General features: G+C 51.1%; 18 protein-coding genes. 7 read left to right on the top strand and 11 right to left on the bottom strand.

Annotated features, from left to right (window positions below):
• Window positions 1-38: 38 nt before the first annotated feature.
• Window positions 39-1,052, top strand: coding sequence for a phosphoserine phosphatase SerB (gene serB / locus C2M36_RS15675; protein WP_105255698.1), 1,014 nt, complete (start codon window positions 39-41; stop codon window positions 1,050-1,052).
• Here serB and C2M36_RS15670 read toward each other — a convergent pair.
• Complete coding sequence (locus C2M36_RS15670; protein WP_105255697.1) at window positions 1,049-3,526, bottom strand: PilZ domain-containing protein; 2,478 nt, start codon at window positions 3,524-3,526, stop codon at window positions 1,049-1,051. The genes serB and C2M36_RS15670 overlap by 4 nt on opposite strands.
• A 125-nt stretch (window positions 3,527-3,651) precedes the next feature.
• Here C2M36_RS15670 and radA point away from each other — a divergent pair, with 125 nt between their 5' ends.
• Together radA and C2M36_RS15660 are read left to right on the top strand one after the other, a co-directional pair.
• Window positions 3,652-5,022 carry a DNA repair protein RadA gene (gene radA, locus C2M36_RS15665; RefSeq protein WP_105255696.1) on the top strand — a complete coding sequence of 457 codons (1,371 nt, stop codon included), beginning with the start codon at window positions 3,652-3,654 and terminating at the stop codon, window positions 5,020-5,022.
• Between the two features lie 51 nt (window positions 5,023-5,073).
• The gene (locus tag C2M36_RS15660; protein ID WP_105255695.1) at window positions 5,074-5,982 is read left to right on the top strand and encodes a hypothetical protein; all 909 of its coding nucleotides are present in this window, start codon (window positions 5,074-5,076) and stop codon (window positions 5,980-5,982) included.
• 142 nt (window positions 5,983-6,124) lie between these two features.
• Here C2M36_RS15660 and C2M36_RS15655 read toward each other — a convergent pair whose 3' ends face one another.
• From C2M36_RS15655 to C2M36_RS15645, 4 genes are all read right to left on the bottom strand, one after another.
• A complete protein-coding gene (locus C2M36_RS15655; protein WP_105255694.1) occupies window positions 6,125-6,484 on the bottom strand; it encodes a hypothetical protein in 360 nt (119 codons plus the stop codon).
• 86 nt (window positions 6,485-6,570) lie between these two features.
• On the bottom strand, window positions 6,571-6,717 hold the full coding sequence (locus C2M36_RS16855) for a hypothetical protein (protein ID WP_158678971.1): 147 nt from the start codon (window positions 6,715-6,717) through the stop codon (window positions 6,571-6,573).
• Window positions 6,718-6,890: 173 nt separating this feature from the next.
• Window positions 6,891-7,181 carry a helix-hairpin-helix domain-containing protein gene (locus C2M36_RS15650; RefSeq protein WP_105255693.1) on the bottom strand — a complete coding sequence of 97 codons (291 nt, stop codon included), beginning with the start codon at window positions 7,179-7,181 and terminating at the stop codon, window positions 6,891-6,893.
• A gap of 41 nt (window positions 7,182-7,222) precedes the next feature.
• Entirely contained in the window at window positions 7,223-7,603 is a 381-nt protein-coding gene (locus C2M36_RS15645; RefSeq protein ID WP_105255692.1) for a VOC family protein, read from the bottom strand.
• A 210-nt stretch (window positions 7,604-7,813) separates the two neighbouring features.
• Here C2M36_RS15645 and yghU point away from each other — a divergent pair, with 210 nt between their 5' ends.
• On the top strand, window positions 7,814-8,653 hold the full coding sequence (gene yghU / locus C2M36_RS15640; RefSeq protein ID WP_105255691.1) for a glutathione-dependent disulfide-bond oxidoreductase: 840 nt from the start codon (window positions 7,814-7,816) through the stop codon (window positions 8,651-8,653).
• A 68-nt stretch (window positions 8,654-8,721) separates the two neighbouring features.
• On the opposite strand, the gene serA is transcribed toward yghU, so the two are convergent.
• From serA to C2M36_RS15610, 6 genes are all read right to left on the bottom strand, one after another.
• Complete coding sequence (gene serA, locus C2M36_RS15635) at window positions 8,722-9,951, bottom strand: phosphoglycerate dehydrogenase (RefSeq protein ID WP_105255690.1); 1,230 nt, start codon at window positions 9,949-9,951, stop codon at window positions 8,722-8,724.
• A gap of 13 nt (window positions 9,952-9,964) precedes the next feature.
• Window positions 9,965-10,618 carry a ribose-5-phosphate isomerase RpiA gene (rpiA, locus tag C2M36_RS15630; RefSeq protein ID WP_105255689.1) on the bottom strand — a complete coding sequence of 218 codons (654 nt, stop codon included), beginning with the start codon at window positions 10,616-10,618 and terminating at the stop codon, window positions 9,965-9,967.
• Between the two features lie 49 nt (window positions 10,619-10,667).
• A complete protein-coding gene (locus C2M36_RS15625) occupies window positions 10,668-11,267 on the bottom strand; it encodes a 5-formyltetrahydrofolate cyclo-ligase (RefSeq protein ID WP_105255688.1) in 600 nt (199 codons plus the stop codon).
• 12 nt (window positions 11,268-11,279) lie between these two features.
• Entirely contained in the window at window positions 11,280-11,825 is a 546-nt protein-coding gene (locus C2M36_RS15620) for a hypothetical protein (protein WP_105255687.1), read from the bottom strand.
• Window positions 11,826-12,001: 176 nt separating this feature from the next.
• Entirely contained in the window at window positions 12,002-13,540 is a 1,539-nt protein-coding gene (locus tag C2M36_RS15615; protein ID WP_105255686.1) for a S10 family peptidase, read from the bottom strand.
• Between the two features lie 60 nt (window positions 13,541-13,600).
• Window positions 13,601-14,482 (bottom strand): dTDP-4-dehydrorhamnose reductase family protein, encoded by an 882-nt coding sequence (locus C2M36_RS15610; RefSeq protein WP_105255685.1) that lies wholly within the window; start codon window positions 14,480-14,482, stop codon window positions 13,601-13,603.
• Window positions 14,483-14,879: 397 nt separating this feature from the next.
• Here C2M36_RS15610 and C2M36_RS15605 point away from each other — a divergent pair, with 397 nt between their 5' ends.
• The 3 genes from C2M36_RS15605 to C2M36_RS15595 all read left to right on the top strand — a co-directional run bounded on the left by C2M36_RS15605 (window position 14,880) and on the right by C2M36_RS15595 (window position 16,711).
• Window positions 14,880-15,218 (top strand): P-II family nitrogen regulator, encoded by a 339-nt coding sequence (locus C2M36_RS15605; protein WP_105188177.1) that lies wholly within the window; start codon window positions 14,880-14,882, stop codon window positions 15,216-15,218.
• A gap of 12 nt (window positions 15,219-15,230) precedes the next feature.
• A complete protein-coding gene (locus tag C2M36_RS15600) occupies window positions 15,231-16,460 on the top strand; it encodes an ammonium transporter (protein ID WP_105255684.1) in 1,230 nt (409 codons plus the stop codon).
• Between the two features lie 89 nt (window positions 16,461-16,549).
• Window positions 16,550-16,711, top strand: a complete 162-nt coding sequence (locus C2M36_RS15595) for a YqaE/Pmp3 family membrane protein (RefSeq protein ID WP_105199678.1) — start codon at window positions 16,550-16,552, stop codon at window positions 16,709-16,711.
• Window positions 16,712-16,804 lie beyond the last annotated feature (93 nt).

Genomic DNA, 16,804 nt, shown 5'->3' with positions numbered 1-16,804 from the left:
TGCCGTAATCACGATTAAATTTCGCCTTGGAGCCTTTGATGTCACAGCCTAATATTGCCTTTTCTACTTTAGCACAGCAAGACGATCTGTCCTTAAGTAATCTGCTAAGTTTAAACCTTTGGTATGACATCGACCATTCGTCTTTGGTGGCAGATACCGAGCCGAAAACTCCAACCTATGTACTAGTTTTCGGTTTTCAACTTGGCATGCAAGTGGCTAATTTAGTTCAACAATTGCAGCAATGGCCGGGTCAGCTTAGCGCCGTTTGCCGCTTTGAAGCCCACAGCGACCTGCCGCCCGCCTTTGCCTTTACCGTGCAGGATGCAGCGCCGGAATTGGCGCAGCAAATCAAGCAGTATGGCGCCGATAATGGCGTGCAATGTGCCGTGCTGGTTAATCCGCCCAAGCTCAGTGAGCCCGGATTACTGGTGATGGATATGGACTCCACCGCCATTACCATTGAATGCATTGATGAAATCGCCCGCCTTGGCGGTGTCTATGACGAGGTGGCTGCGGTGACCGCACAGGCCATGGCCGGACAACTGGAATTTAGCGCCAGTTTGCGCCAGCGGGTCGCCAAGTTAGAGGGGATCCCATTAACTCTGGTGGCCGAGCTGCAAAATCAATTACCGCTGATGCCGGGCATAGAGCAGGTGTGTGAGGTTTTACGCGCACACAACTGGCACCTGGCCATTGCCTCAGGCGGCTTTGTTCCCTTTGCCGCCCATGTGCAGAAGCTCTTACACCTGGATCGCATTCATGCCAATACCTTGGATGACGATGGCAAGGTGCTGGTGGGCTCGGTAAGCGGGAAAATTGTCGACGCCGAGGAAAAAGCGCGTTTTTTATCCGCCTATCGTGATGAGCTGGGTCTGGCCAAGGAGCAGACTCTGGCCATAGGTGATGGTGCCAATGATTTGCTGATGCTGCATCAGGCCGGTTTAGGTGTGGCGGTGCATGGTAAGGCCAAGGTGGTTGCCGAGGCACCTGCGGCGATCACCGCTGGCAGCCTGGCGCAATTACTTTACTTTTTAACTATTCCGGCACGTTAACCAATATGCTGTAGCCACTTAGTACGGCGTTCGACCATACCCTGGTAGGCGCCGATATCCACATGAACAAGCCTTGGAATTAGCTCGTCTATGGCCAGGGCATCGCTCACCCCCTCTACCTGCCACAGGGCGTCTTCTAATTCCTTGGCCTTGTGCAGGGCATAATGGCTAATGTATTTCAGCTCGCTGAGCAGATACTTGGTATCCGGACGCCCAGTTTTGGATAAAAATAACCGATAGGCAAAGAGTAAGCCTCCATCTAGCGCATCGTTAATAAAGGGGGCAAGGGCCTGATAGTCTTGCTCAAGGGCCACACAACGACAGCTGATGGCATCGGCAATTTTGTCTTCTTTCGGGCGCACATGGATAAAGAGATCAAAGGCCTTGGCCTGATCTTGGCGATGACCCTCACGCAGGGTGTCGGTGAGCAGTTGTAGGCTTTGGCCTGTAAACAAGGCGCTTAAATCCGGGTGTCTGCCGAGCTCACCAAAGTGTCGCCAAATGCGGTGAATACTGTTGCTGTAGCGGCCAAGCCCAATGGCACCCAGGGCCAACTGGTTGTCTTGCTTGCAAAAATACAGGGGCGTTTGACACAGGTTTTTAATCACTATGTTACGCAGCGCCTTGGACAGCCCAGGTACCTTGGGCTCTTCTTCACATTGCTGCAGTTTATCCTTATTGTTGTCAATCAGCTGGGCAAAAAATAACACCCCGGCATGAGGCTGCCGCCCTTTCTGATAGGCCTTCAAATTTAAAACGGTGCCGCTTTTACTGATTGCCATTACCTCGTAGGGCAGTTGCGCCAGGTGGAACTTCTTGGTGATCTGCTGCAACAGCGGTAAGGCCAGGGTGATCACATCGCCTTTTTTTATGCTATTACCTTCTGCCAGCTCAATTTGCATGCCCAGGACACTGAAATCCAGTGATTTGGCACTGACCTCGAGGTTTTGTGTCGTGGTTACTGTGACCTCGGTGGCGTATAAATAGCGCCTATGGGCTCGCAGATTGGCGTATTCCAATGCCACCACTTCAAGTTCGGGGGTATGACTGCGGCGGTGGCCAAATACCTTTAATTGATTCACCGCCGCGCGGTCGAGTTCATAGCGACGCAGACGCTGGGTCAGCGCCGGGCTGTGCAGCGGAGTCAGCAGACACAGATACGTTAGACCCCGTAAGTAGCTATATACTCGGGCGCTGGGGGGCTTATTAAGCTTGGCAATGGCATCGCCGGCGGAGTCGGGCAGGGAGAGGGGAATATGGGCGTCATCGGCTTGTACCGGCAGCAGCTGCAATTTGTGCACGCGCCAACTTGGTTTGCGGCTGCCAAAGGCAAAAAATAAGGCGCGCAAATGAGGATGACTGGCCAGCTCCAACTCGGTGGCGCTGTAGAAATAAGTCTTATTCTGATGACTGTGGGTAAAGCTATACAAGAGAGTGTGCTTTACCTGGCCCGACTGCGTCAGCGGCTGCGCCAGTACCGAATTAAGTCGGGCGGCATTGAGCAATCTGGCGATAACGGACTGACGCTCCTCGTCACAGAAATAGGTGTGGGAGTCGAGGTTGTTTTCCGTGGTTAATAGCAGCCGCGGCTGTAACTTACCCTGCTGCTCACAGACAAAGGCAAACAGGGAATTAATACGGGGCAAATAATATTGTTCATACCCCTTGGTGAGCACCGCATCCAGGGTGTTGTCTAAATTGACCTTGTAACGGCGTTTATTGCCGTCGATAAAGCGTGCCAAGAAGGCATCGAAGCCCGGTGTCTCCTGGCCTTCTCCACGCTTTAAACGGGCATAGTAAAATTCGCGGTCGACGCTGGGCTCTATGGCCACCACCTGGTATTGCACACCGTCTTTAAGGCCAAGCTCAAAGTCTTCCTCCAGGCCGGTAAAACGCACCCGGATGGTTTGCCCGCGTTCGAGCAGGCTGTGGCGTGGTAATTTGAGTTTTGCGCCGCCGATAGAGATATCGCTGGTTTTGCCTTCGATGTGTGTCTCGTTTACCAGAACCCGTATCTTGATGGCGTAATTCATGCGCTCTTGCTGGCGCGACTCGTAGGATGCAAAGCGAATAAGGCGGCCTCCATCGTGCTCGTCATGCTCCACTTGGACTTTTTGCTGGCGTTGTTGGCGCCGCTGTTGCACCTGTTGCATGACCATTTCGTACACCGCCAAGGTGTAGTCGCCAAAGCGTTTAACTCCCAGTTCAAAGGCGGCAATGGCTTCGGCATCGAGAAAGTGATGCTGCTTATTGTATTCGTAGCTTTGAATTTCACCGCTGCTGAGGCCACGCAGATCTAAGACCCGGTTACAGGGTTGGCGCAGGCGGTTTAACTCCATTTTAATAAGGAACTGCTCGCCCTTGGAAAGCTCAGCCGTCTTGCTGTCAAAGGCGGTATTAAAGCCCTTTTCGCCAAGGTGCTGCTTGAGCTCTTGCACAAGAGGTTGATGTTTTTGGAGAATGTCTTCAGCCATGTATTAAACCATTACCCAGCGGTGAAAAACCGTTATACTGAGAGTCAAATTATTGTTTATTCTTTAGTTACGCAAGCTTAAGCGCAAGGTTTAAGTCTAATTAAAGCAAAAATTATGCCCCCAATATGGTAAAAAAGAAAACAGCCTTTGTATGTAATGAATGTGGAGCCGAGTTTGCGCGCTGGCAAGGCCAGTGCAGTGAATGTAAGGCCTGGAACACGGTTACCGAATTTCGTGTGCCGTCGGTTAAAAGCACCGGCCGCAGCAGTGCAACCAGCGGCTATGCCGGCCAGATAGAAGCTAAAATCCAAACCCTGGACGAAGTTAACCTGGAAAGCCTGCCGCGCTTTTCCACCGGCTTTATCGAGTTCGATAGGGTGCTCGGCGGTGGCGTGGTGCCGGGTAGCGCCATTTTGATCGGCGGTGAGCCGGGTGCCGGTAAAAGTACCATACTGTTGCAAACCATGTGTGGCCTGGCCGAGAACATGAAAACCCTGTATGTCACCGGTGAGGAGTCGCTGCAACAGGTGGCCATGCGCGCCAAGCGTTTGGGCCTGCCTACCGATAAGCTGCAAACCTTGGCGGAAACCAATGTGGAAACAATTTGCCAGTTGGCCCTGCGTGAAAAGCCCGGCATCATGGTTATCGACTCCATTCAGGTGATGCATATGGCCGATATTCAGTCGGCACCGGGCAGCGTCTCTCAGGTGCGTGAAAGTGCTGCTTACCTCACCCGTTTTGCCAAACAAAACCAGATTGCCATACTTATGGTGGGACATGTGACCAAAGACGGCTCTTTGGCCGGTCCTAAGGTGCTGGAGCACTGTATCGATTGTTCTATCTTGCTTGAAGGCAGCAGCGACAGTCGTTTTCGTACCTTGCGCGGCAATAAAAACCGTTTTGGTGCGGTCAATGAGCTGGGTGTGTTTGCCATGACGGGCCAGGGTCTGCGTGAGGTAAAAAACCCCTCTGCCATTTTCTTAAACCGTTCTCAGGAGCAAACGCCGGGCTCTTTGGTGATGGTGATCTGGGAAGGAACGCGTCCGCTGTTGGTGGAAGTGCAGGCGTTGGTGGACTATTCTCAGTTGGCTAACCCGCGTCGCGTGACCGTGGGCTTAGAGCAAAACCGTTTAGCCATGTTATTGGCGGTACTGCATCGTCATGGTGGCCTGCAGGTGGCGGATCAAGACGTTTTCGTTAACGTGGTAGGCGGCGTTAAGGTGTCGGAAACCAGTGCCGATTTGGCATTAATCGTGGCCCTGGTTTCAAGCTTTAAGAACTACAGTTTAGAGCGCGAGCTGGTGGTGTTTGGTGAGGTGGGCCTAGGCGGTGAAATTCGTCCCGTGCCCAGTGGCCAGGAGCGTTTACGCGAGGCTGCCAAGCATGGCTTTAAACGGGCCATAGTACCGGTAGATAATAAACCGAAAGAGCCGATAGAGGGGATGCAGGTGCAGGCGGTTGCCAGCCTAAGCGACGCCCTCGAAGCATTGTTTTAGGGTTGCGCCCTTAATTTAACTCGGAGCGCGGACAGCTCCAAAGGATCTAGCATGAAAAAACTACTTACTGTTGCCGCCCTCGGGGCCATGGCATTTGGCGGTTATAGCTACGCTAATTATTATGTCAGTAAAGAAGCCCGCAAAGACGTCGACGACTACCTATTGCAACTGCAGGCCCAGACTGGCCTGGATGTACGCTATAAGGAGATAAGTAGTAACCTCTTCAATCAGAGCCTGGCGCTGAATTCGGTCGCGGTTAAGGGACCCGATGGCGTACAGTTCGCCGATATTGGTAGCATAGAATTAGACGGCTTCAACCCGGTGCAGCCGAGTGATTATGCGCGCATGGCTATTAATGACATGACCTTTATGGGCCCGGTGGTGGTCGAGATGCAGGAGCTCGACGGCGAACGTATCAATGTGGTCAGTGAGTTCAATTACAGCGCCGATAACGGTGATGCGGACACTAAAACCGTGATCAATGCCGGCAAGCTCGCCGATGTCGAGTTCAGTTTTGCCATGACCAACTCTCAGGCGCTGATGGGTCTGCGTCAGCAATTCGAAGAACTGGAGCAAAACGGGCAGGGCAATTTGCAACAGCAACTGGCATTGCAAAGCCAGCTGATGACGGCCATGACCGAGTTGGTGCCGAAAAGCTTCAGCTTTAAGCTGGACAATAAGGGTAAGTTGAAGGACCTGATACAAAGGGTGATTGCCGAGCAGGGCCTGACCTACGAGCAGTTTCAGCAACAGGCGCAGCAGCATCTAAGCATGTCGCCAGCGCCGCAAACTTTGCGTGATGCGGCATTGGGCTTTATCGAAGGCACCGAGCAGTTTAAGGTTTCCGTGTCTTTACCCGAAGGCACAACCGTGGCCCAGGTCAATGAGCAGATGATGACCTTGATGGGTCACCCAGAAGAGTTGGCCAAGTATTTTAATTTAAAGGCCTCGGGTAAATAACCCTTTAGGGTTTGTTTAGGAAAAGCCGGATATTAATCCGGCTTTTTTGTGCATTCTCAGCCCGTTTTTATGTATATGGGGTACAGCGCCTAAGCTTTAGTTAGGGGCGCAGCTTTCTGTACACCTTGCCTTGTATCCCACCCTAAAACGCACTTGTTTTATCAATTTTAGTGCCGCAATAAAGGCAAGTATAGTGTCTAGCCGAGACAACCCGTGCGCAACTACCGCATACATTTGCAGGGGCAAATTTACCATCCAATGTACCATCCCGTAGATCAATTTCTTTCATTTTCGAAAGGAGCAGTTCACGGTTAAAGCCAACCTCTTCGAGGAGCTCACTCATGGCCATGCAAACCAGAGAAAGGTGGTCGACTTTACTTTGCAGCTCAACGATATCGTATTGATTATCTGTAGCTTTGCGGTCAACCTGCCTCGTTCGCTCGGCTGCTTCGGTTTTCGTTTGCTCAAGACGGTACTGCTGAAATATATCGAATAGATCCACTTTTACCTCATTGGGTTATGACTTGGCTAAGATTGAATTTAGCTCAGTGTTTGTATTTAATTTTATTTATAGATTTTTGGTGGCTTTTATAAAAGATCTAGTTTTGCAATGGCAAGCCATACAAGGGGCACAGCTATAAGGGCGACAAAGGTCAGCAAATCCTTTTTCGATTTCTTATGTTCGAGCTCGGCAATTTTAAGCATGGCTTGTTCGCGTTCTTTATCTTCAGCCATTTCTTCACCGGCTTTAGCAGTTAACCATTTAATCTGCGCATTTCTTTCATTTCATCTCTAATTTCAGAGAGAATTTGTATCGAGTCGTTATCATTCATTTTATTTTCCATAACTAGATTTCTTTGTCAGTTCTATTCGTGGCGATTGATGTGTGGTGAATACCAAGCTGATGCTTAGCAACTCCCTAAGGTATTTTTACGCTCCTTGGTATAGGCCCACCACGGCTTTGCTTCTTCACCACGCATAAAACGCGTAATGGATATAAAGACGTCGATAACGCAGGGGTCATGTTTGCTGCCTGTTATATCGCAGAGCTCTTCGTACATTTGATAGGGGTCGCGCCCTACAAGGTCTTCAGGGCGCTCTCTGCCGAGTAATTGCAGATCGGCAGCGCTTGCCTGACCTATATTAGGTAGGTCGGTGAGCTTGATGGTTTTACTGCGCACGACTTTTGTTGGATTCATAGTGGGCCTAATGCTGGTGTGGGGTGAGAGGGCTGCGTCTGTTATGCACCTTTATCCACCTTCCACGGCGGGTTTAAACGATTCTCACCCGCCCAATACAGCTTAATTTTATTTCCTGAGGGGTCTCTTAGTATGGCTTCTTTCCAAAGGTAGCGCTGCTCGGTTGGTGCTTGTTCAAAGAGGATGCCTTTTTGCGAGAGTGTGTTGTATAGCTCATCCAGTTCTTTATGCTCGAAATAGATTACGGTGGGGTTTTCGAATTCACCGTCGTCGAGAGATAAAGAAAATGTGGCGTCACCATCTGGGCAAGTAAAACGTGCATAATGTGGCGTATCGACGATTTGTGTGAATCCCAGAGTGAGATAAAAATGTACGGCGTCTGCCATGTTTTTAACGGGTAAGGTGACCTGGTTAAGCTCCATTTATCCTCCAGGGAGATGACAATTTACTATCACGCCAATGGGCAACCAAAGGGGTGATTTTCACTTAACTTATTTTTAACATACAAGCGCACTCAATGCTATGCGGTGGCCGTGACTTACTCAATCTCAGAATTTATTACCCCTTGTAATATTTTGCTTCGACCATAGGTCTAGTAGCTCAATGGCGCAAAATAATGCAAAGGAGCATTCATGAGCACAACCCCCTATACTCCGCCCAAGGTCTGGCAGTTTGATAGTGAAAATGGCGGCAAATGGGCCAGTCTGAATAAACCAACATCCGGCGCAACCTTTGAGCAGCATTTGCCGCGTGGGCAACATCCGTTTCAGTTGTATTCCCTGGCAACCCCCAACGGCCAAAAAGTAACCATCATGTTTGAAGAGCTGCTGGCCAAGGGGATCAGCGATGCGGAGTATGATGCATTCTTGATTGAAATTAGCGAAGGCGATCAGTTTGGCTCTGACTTTGTGGCCATCAACCCTAACTCAAAAATTCCCGCCTTGTTAGACACCAGCACCTCACCAGCAACCCGGGTCTTTGAGTCGGGTTCTATTTTGCTGTATTTGGCAGAGAAGTTTTCTTCTTTTATTCCCCATGATGCGCAGGCGAAAACCGAGTGTATGAACTGGCTGTTTTGGCAAATGGGCAGTGCTCCTTATGTGGGAGGTGGTTTTGGTCACTTCTATGCTTATGCGCCGGAGCCGATGGAGTACCCCATTAACCGTTTCGCCATGGAAACCAAGCGCCAGTTAGACGTATTAGATAAGCACCTAGCACAAAACGAATACATGGCCGGGGATGAATACTCTATTGCCGACATGGCCATTTGGCCCTGGTATGGCGCCTTGGTGCTGGGTAAGGCGTACGATGCCGCCGAGTTTTTATCCGTGCATGAGTATCGGCACCTGTTCGCCTGGGCTAAGAAAATTGAACAACGCCCGGCGGTGCAGCGTGGCCGACGCGTTAATCGCACTTGGGGCGATGAAGATGAGCAATTGCGCGAGCGCCATAGCGCCGCCGACTTTGACTAATTAATAAATCTACAGACACAAAAAAGCACAGCCTTTGCTGTGCTTTTTCAAATCAGAGCATTGATGCTTTAGTGCAAAATACGGGCACGAATGGTGCCGTCCACGGCACTCAATTCTTTCAGCGCCACTTCCGAGTGGTCGCTGTCTACATCAATAACCACATAACCAATATTTTCATCCGTTTGCAGGTACTGAGCGGCGATGTTGATGCCGTGCTGTGCAAAGGCTTGGTTGATTTGTGTGAGCACACCTGGGCGGTTGTGGTGAATGTGCAGCAGGCGGCTGCGGTTAGCCAGCTCGGGTAGGGCGACCTCGGGGAAGTTCACCGCGGTCATGGTTGAACCGTTATCCGAGTACTTGGCTAGTTTGCCGGCCACTTCAACGCCAATGCTTTCCTGTGCTTCTTGTGTTGAACCACCCACGTGAGGTGTCAGGATCACGTTATCGAATTGGCGCAGCGGCGACACAAACTCTTCGTCGTTTGATTTGGGCTCCACCGGGAAGACGTCGATTGCGGCGCCAGACAGGCTTTTATCTTCTAATGCTTCGGCCAGGGCATCGATATCCACAACGGTGCCGCGTGAAGCGTTAATCAGTATGCTGCCTTTTTTCATCACCGCAAGCTCGGCGGTGCCGATAAGGTTTTTCGTTTGCGGCGTTTCCGGTACGTGCAGGCTCACCACATCCGAGCTTTGTAATAATTGAGTCAGGTTTTGGATCTGCTGGGCATTACCCAAAGTAAGTTTGTCTTCGATATCGAAGAATTGCACCTTCATGCCGATGTTCTCGGCCATGATGCCAAGTTGGGTGCCGATATGGCCGTAACCGATAATGCCCAAGGTTTTACCACGGGCTTCGAATGAACCTTCGGCGGTTTTTAACCACTGACCGCGGTGGGCCATGGCGTTGCGCAAAGGAATACCGCGCAATAACAGCAGGATTTCACCTAGCACCAGTTCGGCAACCGAGCGGGTGTTAGAGAAGGGGGCATTAAATACGGTGATACCACGGTTTTTTGCCGCTTGCAGGTCGACCTGGTTGGTGCCGATGCAGAAGCAGCCCACGGCAATCAGTTTTTGTGCCGCGTCCAGTACCGCATCGGTGAGTTGCGTGCGTGAGCGAATACCCACAATGTGGGCATCGCTGATGCGCTCGATGAGCTCACTTTCAGGTAACGATGTTTTGACATAGTCGATGTTGCTATACCCGTTGCGCTTTAGTGTTTCAATTGCGCTCTGGTGTACGCCTTCCAGCAAGAGAATCTTAATTTTATCTTTTGCTAACGATACCTTACTCATGTTCCTCATTCCTCTAACGTGTAGTTGGGCCCTCCGGCGTGCCGATGATTACGGTGTCGGCGCCGCGGTGAGCGAATAGGCCGTTGGTAACCACACCAACAACCTGATTTAAAGTTTGTTCCAGTGACTTGGCATCGGTGATCTGCAGGTTGTGCACATCTAAAATCACATTGCCGTTATCCGTCACAACGCCTTGTCGATAAACAGGGTCGCCGCCCAGTTTGACGATTTCGCGGGCCACGTAGCTGCGGGCCATGGGGATCACCTCAACGGGTAATGGAAAATCCCCCAGGGTGTCGACCAATTTGCTGCTATCGACGATACAAATAAACTGTTTAGCCACGGCGGCCACGATTTTTTCGCGGGTTAACGCGGCGCCACCGCCCTTGATCATTTCGTTGCCGGCATTGATTTCATCGGCGCCATCAACATAAACGTCTAAGGTATCAACATCATTTAATTCAAACACTTCGATACCCAGAGCTTTAAGACGCTCGGTCGACGCTTGCGAACTTGATACCGCACCGCGGATATCGTCTTTCATTGTTGCCAGGGCATCAATAAAGTGATTAACCGTTGAACCGGTGCCAACACCTACAATGGTGTCTTTCTTTACATAATCGAGTGCGGCCCAGGCGGCCGCCTTTTTCATTTCGTCTTGAGTCATGTTGTGCTCGCAAATGAGTTAATAGCTAAGGTTGCGGACTATTGTACCACTACCCGTGAGGGCAATAAATTCGCTCGGGGGTGACAATGTAATCTAATGGCACATCCCAACTGGCCACCGGCAGCGTATCTAGGTGCTGACATTGGTGCGCCACGCCGATTAATTTGGGGCGATGGGGCGCATCCGGTGGTATCTGGGCAAAGGTGCGGTCGTAATATCCACCCCCCATGCCTAAGCGATTACCCTGGCTATCAAAGGCCACCAAGGGGGTTAGGATAAAATCCAACGCCGCCACGGGGCTCACATGACTGCAATTCAACTCGGGCTCCAAGATACCATAGCGGTTAGTGTTCATGGGTGAATTTTCTTCATATCTCTGAAAGAGCAAATGCACCCCAGTAAAGGGGTGTAATATGGGTAGGAATGGTGTTGCGTTATTTTGCCATAGCCATTGAAATACGGGGTCTAGGTTGGGTTCTCCATCATTGCTTAAATAGGTGCCTACCCGAGCGCTTTTAGGGTCCTTTATAACTTGAGAAATATTAATTTTAAGCGCGTTCGCGGCACTTTTTTGTTCTTCTGGAGTAAGCTTTTTGCGTAAATTTCGCATTCGCTTTCGAATGTCAACACGTTGCTCGTCAAATTGCATAGCGGTCTTACATTAAAAATTAAACAGATCGGGATAGAAATAGCTCACCCCGAGTATGGCCAGCAGTAATGTGATCAGCACCAGGATCACGACTAACAGCGGATGGCGGGTGGCGGACGCAGCGGGCAGGTTGAGCTCCTCGTCCAGGCTGAGATCCAATGCCAGCTCGTCGCTGTCATTGCTTTGTTGTTGGTGCAGCAGGTGTTCGCTAAAGCGCTGGTCCATATCGTCGAGCCGCTCTTCAAGGCGGATCAAGCTGCTGGTGATGTAATCCAGGGCCGCCAGTACCTGCTCATCGGCTTGGCCCGCCGCGGCTGCGGGTGTTTGCGCCGGCGCCACAATGCGCTTTAGACGAGCTCGTACTCCCAAACTGGCCAGCACCTTGGCCTGCTTAAGCGCTTTAGCCTTATCACTGGCGGGGAAAATCGCCTCACCGGAAAAAAACGCTTCAACCTGTTGCTCGGCTAATTTAAGCCTTTGCTGCAGTGCCTGGGCGGCTTGCTCTATGTCCTGCTCTTTATCTAGGTGCGCAAAGAGCAGACGATATTGTTCACTCATATCTATCCTATGGTGATCGGTGGGAGTGCCAGCGGCGACTCGATTACAGGTAGGCTTGAGTATAAATCCTTTTATTTAAAAAGAAAAAACCTCGCGGTGGGCGTCTGTGGCGCAAAAAAAACGCCACACTGATTCGGTGCGGCGTTGTTTGTGTGTGGAACACCTAGTACAGGGGATTAGTACTTGGCGGCTTCCCCTTCTGCCGGTAGGGCATTGAGGATAAAGTCGCGCAGGTCGTTGTTTGAGCTTTCTAAGTCGGCGCGACGCAGGTACATCATATGGCCGCTGCGGTAGCCTTTAAAGCTCAGGCGCTCTTTCATCTTGCCGCTTGGGTCAAGTTGCCACATGGTGTATTTGGCATCAAAATAGTTGGTGGCACCATCGAAATATCCCGCTTGCACCAGCACATTTAGATAAGGGTTTTGCGCCATGGCCAAACGTAGGTTTTCACCCGTGTTGTTGTTGCTGCGATCCCAAGGGTGCACCGAACCAAACATATTGTATTTTACGTCGGTTTTATAATTGAGCTCTTCACGCAGATAGTAGTTGATGGCCGGGGTAAACGAATGCAACCAAGAGGTTAGCTCGGCCCAGTAGTCGGGACGATCACCGGCGTTGCGCTTGTCTATGCCCAGGTAGCGCGAGTCGAGACGGCCCACGGTTTTACCCTGGCTGCGTAGCAATTCCTTCCAGAACGACGAGGTAGGAATATCCAGGTTGTTGTTTTCCACGTAAGTCGGCGATACACCGGCATAGCGTGCCACTTGCGCGACGATACGCTGCTTTTCTTCGGCACCGATAAAGCCGCCTTTGGCGATAGCCGGGATCAATTCGTTGACAGTAAACTCTTCAACCTTAGGCAATAGCTCATCCAGATCAAGGGCTTGCAGCTCGCTGTCCAGGGCCTTGTGATACCAGGCGGTGGCGGCAAAGTAGGGCAGTCGGTTGGCCGCTTCTACTGGACCTTCACGCTTGATGCCAATTTCGGTAGGCGATACCAAGACCACGCCATTGAGGTACATCCACTGGCTGTTTTGCAGTGCCAAAGCCAGACCGGAAACGCGGGTGGTGCCGTAGCTCTCACCGATTAAAAACTTTGGTGAGCGCCAGCGGTTATGGCGGCTCACAAAGGTATTTAACCACTCGGCCAGGTATTTAATGTCGGCGTTAACGCCAAAGAACATCTCTTTTTGCTGATCGCGACTGGGCAGCTTGCCATCGGCGCCTGGCAGCACGCGTGAGTAACCCGTATTCACCGGGTTCACATAAAGAATGTCCGCGACATCCAGTACCGAGTAGGGGTTTTCTTTTACGCCGTAAGGCTGTACCGGGTAACCTTCATCATCGATTTTTAGCACTTTGGGGCCGGTGTAGGCCAGGTGCATCCAGACCGAGGCTGAGCCCGGACCACCGTTGAATGAAATCAGCAACGGGCGTTTGGTATCGTCATCCACACCGCTGCGCTTGTAGTAGGTATAGTGCAAGGTGGCAACGGCATCGCCGCTGTCATTCCACACCGGCTGAGTGCCGGTCTCGGCGCGATAAGAAATACGTTCGCCGTTAATGCGTGCCTTATGCTCGGTTATAACCTTGCTGTCGATATCGATTTGGCGACTGTGGGCCGCGGCATTATGTTGGTCTACCTCGGCCAGAGCCGATGGGGCGATTACCACGGCCAAAGACAGGGCCACGGCTTTTAGATGGGTTGCAAACATGATTCACCTTTTCTTTTTTCTTCTCGCTCCATTAAAGGAGCTTGCAGTGGAAACTACAAGTTATTGCGATAAGTGGGGTGTCAGCACCTCGGCGATGCGAGTAGCAAAATCACTTTTTATTTCAATTCCCTGTTTGCCAAGTCGGGTGTCTTTAAGGGCGCAGTCCAGCGGACGCGTAGCGCTAGCGCTTGTGTCTGCCGCCGCCGCACTTAGGATGCTCGGCTCCAGACCTAGCAGCGGTGCCATCAATTTGGCCATACCCAGTTTGGTTAAACGCTCATTGGCGCTGAGGTGATATATCCCCTCTAGCTCGGTACCCAATGTGGCTATGGCGCCAGCCAAGGCCTCGGCGATATCCGCGGTGTCGGTGGGAAAACGCTGACACTCATCATCGAAGCGGGTTACGCCGTTTTTGAGTTGCTCGGCAATGACGGTCACCGCAGACTCACCGAGATGGCTCACTTCGCCATAAAGCACCGGGATACGGATAATGGCCGCGTGCGGATACTCTGTTTGCAACAGGGCTTCGCTGCGTGCCTTGGATTGACCATAGAGGTTTAAGGGGTTTGTTTCGGCGTCTTCTGCATAGGGTGGGTTGCGACCATCGAATACATAGTCGGTACTAATAAAAATCAGCGTGCAATTAAATTGCGCACAGCACTTGGCAATGTGCTCGGTGACCGCACAGTTGAACTGGATGCTTTGCTCTGGGTCATTATCGAACTTATCTGGGTTGCGCTCGGCGGCGCTATGAATAAAGAAGTCCGGTCGGTGCGCAGCAAACAGGGCGCTGATAGCCTCTTTATCAAACAGATCCGCTTTGATTATGGGCGGCTGGGCGCGAGAAAACCCAAGGCCTATTACCTGATGTTCTGGGTTGAGACGCGCAAACAGGGCGCGGCCGAGCAGTCCGGTGGCACCGGAGATGATGATTTTAGCCATAACTTTGCTCTCTAATGGCAGGGGAAAGCGGCAGCGTAACTGTGGTGAAGGGCAAAGTCAAAGTGTCCATTTTGGCCTGAAAATGCGTATGTTTAGGTTAAAAGTTAACTAGTTAAGCAGCCCCACGTTTGGCGGAGGCTAAGCCTATGGTGTATTGCTGACAGCGTCTGAGGCTGGAAAAGTAGCCATGCTTATTCCCATTGCCTCATAGTGAACAGGCTGTGGCCTTGTGCCTTGCACAGCTTTGGCAAAAACCCTCGTTTAACGCACCAATGTGGTGCGTTTTTTGTGCGCCTAAAAAGTTATCTTTTTGTTAATTAAAGAAAAAATATTCTGGCACAAAGGTTGAAATTACCTAGAGGACAATAATAAACCGAATCGCCTACGAGGGGGCTATATGAAAATGATCAGTGCCATCATCAAGCCATTTAAGCTTGATGAAGTGCGAGAAGCGCTAGCAGAGTTGGGGATCGAGGGAATGACAGTGGTGGATGTTAAAGGGTTTGGTCGTCAGCGTGGCCATACCGAACTCTACCGCGGTGCCGAGTATCAGGTGGACTTTATTCCCAAAATTAAAATCGAGATTGCCACGCGCAGCGAAAATGTGGAGCGAGTGGTTGAGTTGATCACCCGGGTTGCCAGCAGCGGCAAAATAGGTGACGGCAAAATATTTGTTTTCGATCTTGAGCAAATAGTGCGCATCCGAACGGGTGAGCTTGATGAAGAAGCGATTTAGGGGGACGCACTCATGGAAAACACCATAGTTGAATTACAATTCTCATTGAACACCTTTTACTTTTTGATCTCTGGCGTACTTGTCATGTGGATGGCGGCGGGCTTTGCCATGCTTGAGGCTGGCCTAGTGCGCTCAAAAAATACCACCGAAATTCTAACCAAGAACGTCGCCCTCTATGCCATAGCTTGTACCATGTATTTGCTGATTGGTTACAACATCATGTATGTGGGTAACGGCGAGGGCGGTTTCGTGCCCAGTTTTGGCACCTTGATTGGCAGCCAGGCCAGTGATGCCGATCATGCACTGGAATCGGACTTCTTCTTCCAGGTGGTGTTTGTGGCCACGGCGATGTCGATTGTCTCCGGTGCAGTAGCCGAGCGCATGAAGCTCTGGGCCTTTTTGGTCTTCTGCGTGGTGATGACCGGCCTGCTTTACCCCATTGAGGGTTACTGGACCTGGGGTGGCGGCTTCTTATCGGCCATGGGCTTTGTCGATTTTGCCGGTTCGGGCATAGTACACGGCGCCGGTGCGGCAGCGGCCTTGGCTGGGGTATTAATGCTGGGCGCTCGTCGCGGAAAATATGGTAAAAACGGTGAAATCTATCCTATCCCAGGTTCTAACCTGCCGCTGGCGACCCTGGGTACCTTTATCCTGTGGATGGGCTGGTTTGGCTTTAACGGTGGCTCGCAGTTGTTGATCAGCGATGCTGAGAATGCCAGTGCGGTGGGTAAAATTATGCTTAACACCAATGCCGCAGCGGCGGCCGGTGCCATTGCTTCGTTATTGGTGTGTAAGACCTATTGGGGCAAGGCCGATCTGACCATGGTGCTCAATGGTGCCTTGGCGGGTTTGGTGGTGATCACCGCCGATCCGGCATCGCCTTCACCTTTACTGGCGTTGCTGCTTGGTGCCATCGGTGGCATGGTGGTGGTGTTTAGCATAGTTGCTTTGGATAAGATGCATATCGATGATCCGGTGGGAGCTATTTCGGTGCATGGCGTATGCGGTGCCCTAGGTCTGATGCTGGTGCCTTTGTCTAATGGTGAGGCCAGCTATACCACCCAGTTTATCGGTATCTTCTGTATCTTCGGCTTTGTCTTTGTCGCATCTTTGATCGTGTGGGCAATTTTAAAGAGCACAGTTGGGATCCGCGTCAGCGAGGAAGAGGAACTCAGCGGTATGGATCAGCATGACTGCGGAATCGATGCCTATCCCGAGTTTGTCTCGGTACGTTCGAGTTAAATATCAGGATATTGGCTAACGCGGCGAGTTTATCTCGCCGTTTTTTATGACTATAATTTCATTTTCAGTCCCTTTAAAAGGTTCCGAACATGGACAATAAATTACTGCTGATCATACTTTCAATCTTTCTCCCGCCCGTTGCCGTATTTCTCAAAGCCGGTGCAGGTAAGCATTTAATCATCAACATTATTCTGTGCTTCTTATTCTTCTTACCCGCGGTTATTCACGCTCTTTGGGTATCCACTCGTTAGGCAAACCAGGCGCAACCCCGCGCTTGGGCGTGAACAAAAGTCAGTATCAGTTAAGCTAGCCTTCGCTAGCCTTAACCTGCACCCTGTCTTGGC

It is taken from the genome of Pseudoalteromonas sp. T1lg75, assembly GCF_002964705.1.
Lineage (GTDB): Bacteria > Pseudomonadota > Gammaproteobacteria > Enterobacterales > Alteromonadaceae > Pseudoalteromonas.
This window is presented reverse-complemented; position numbering and strand designations above follow the sequence as displayed.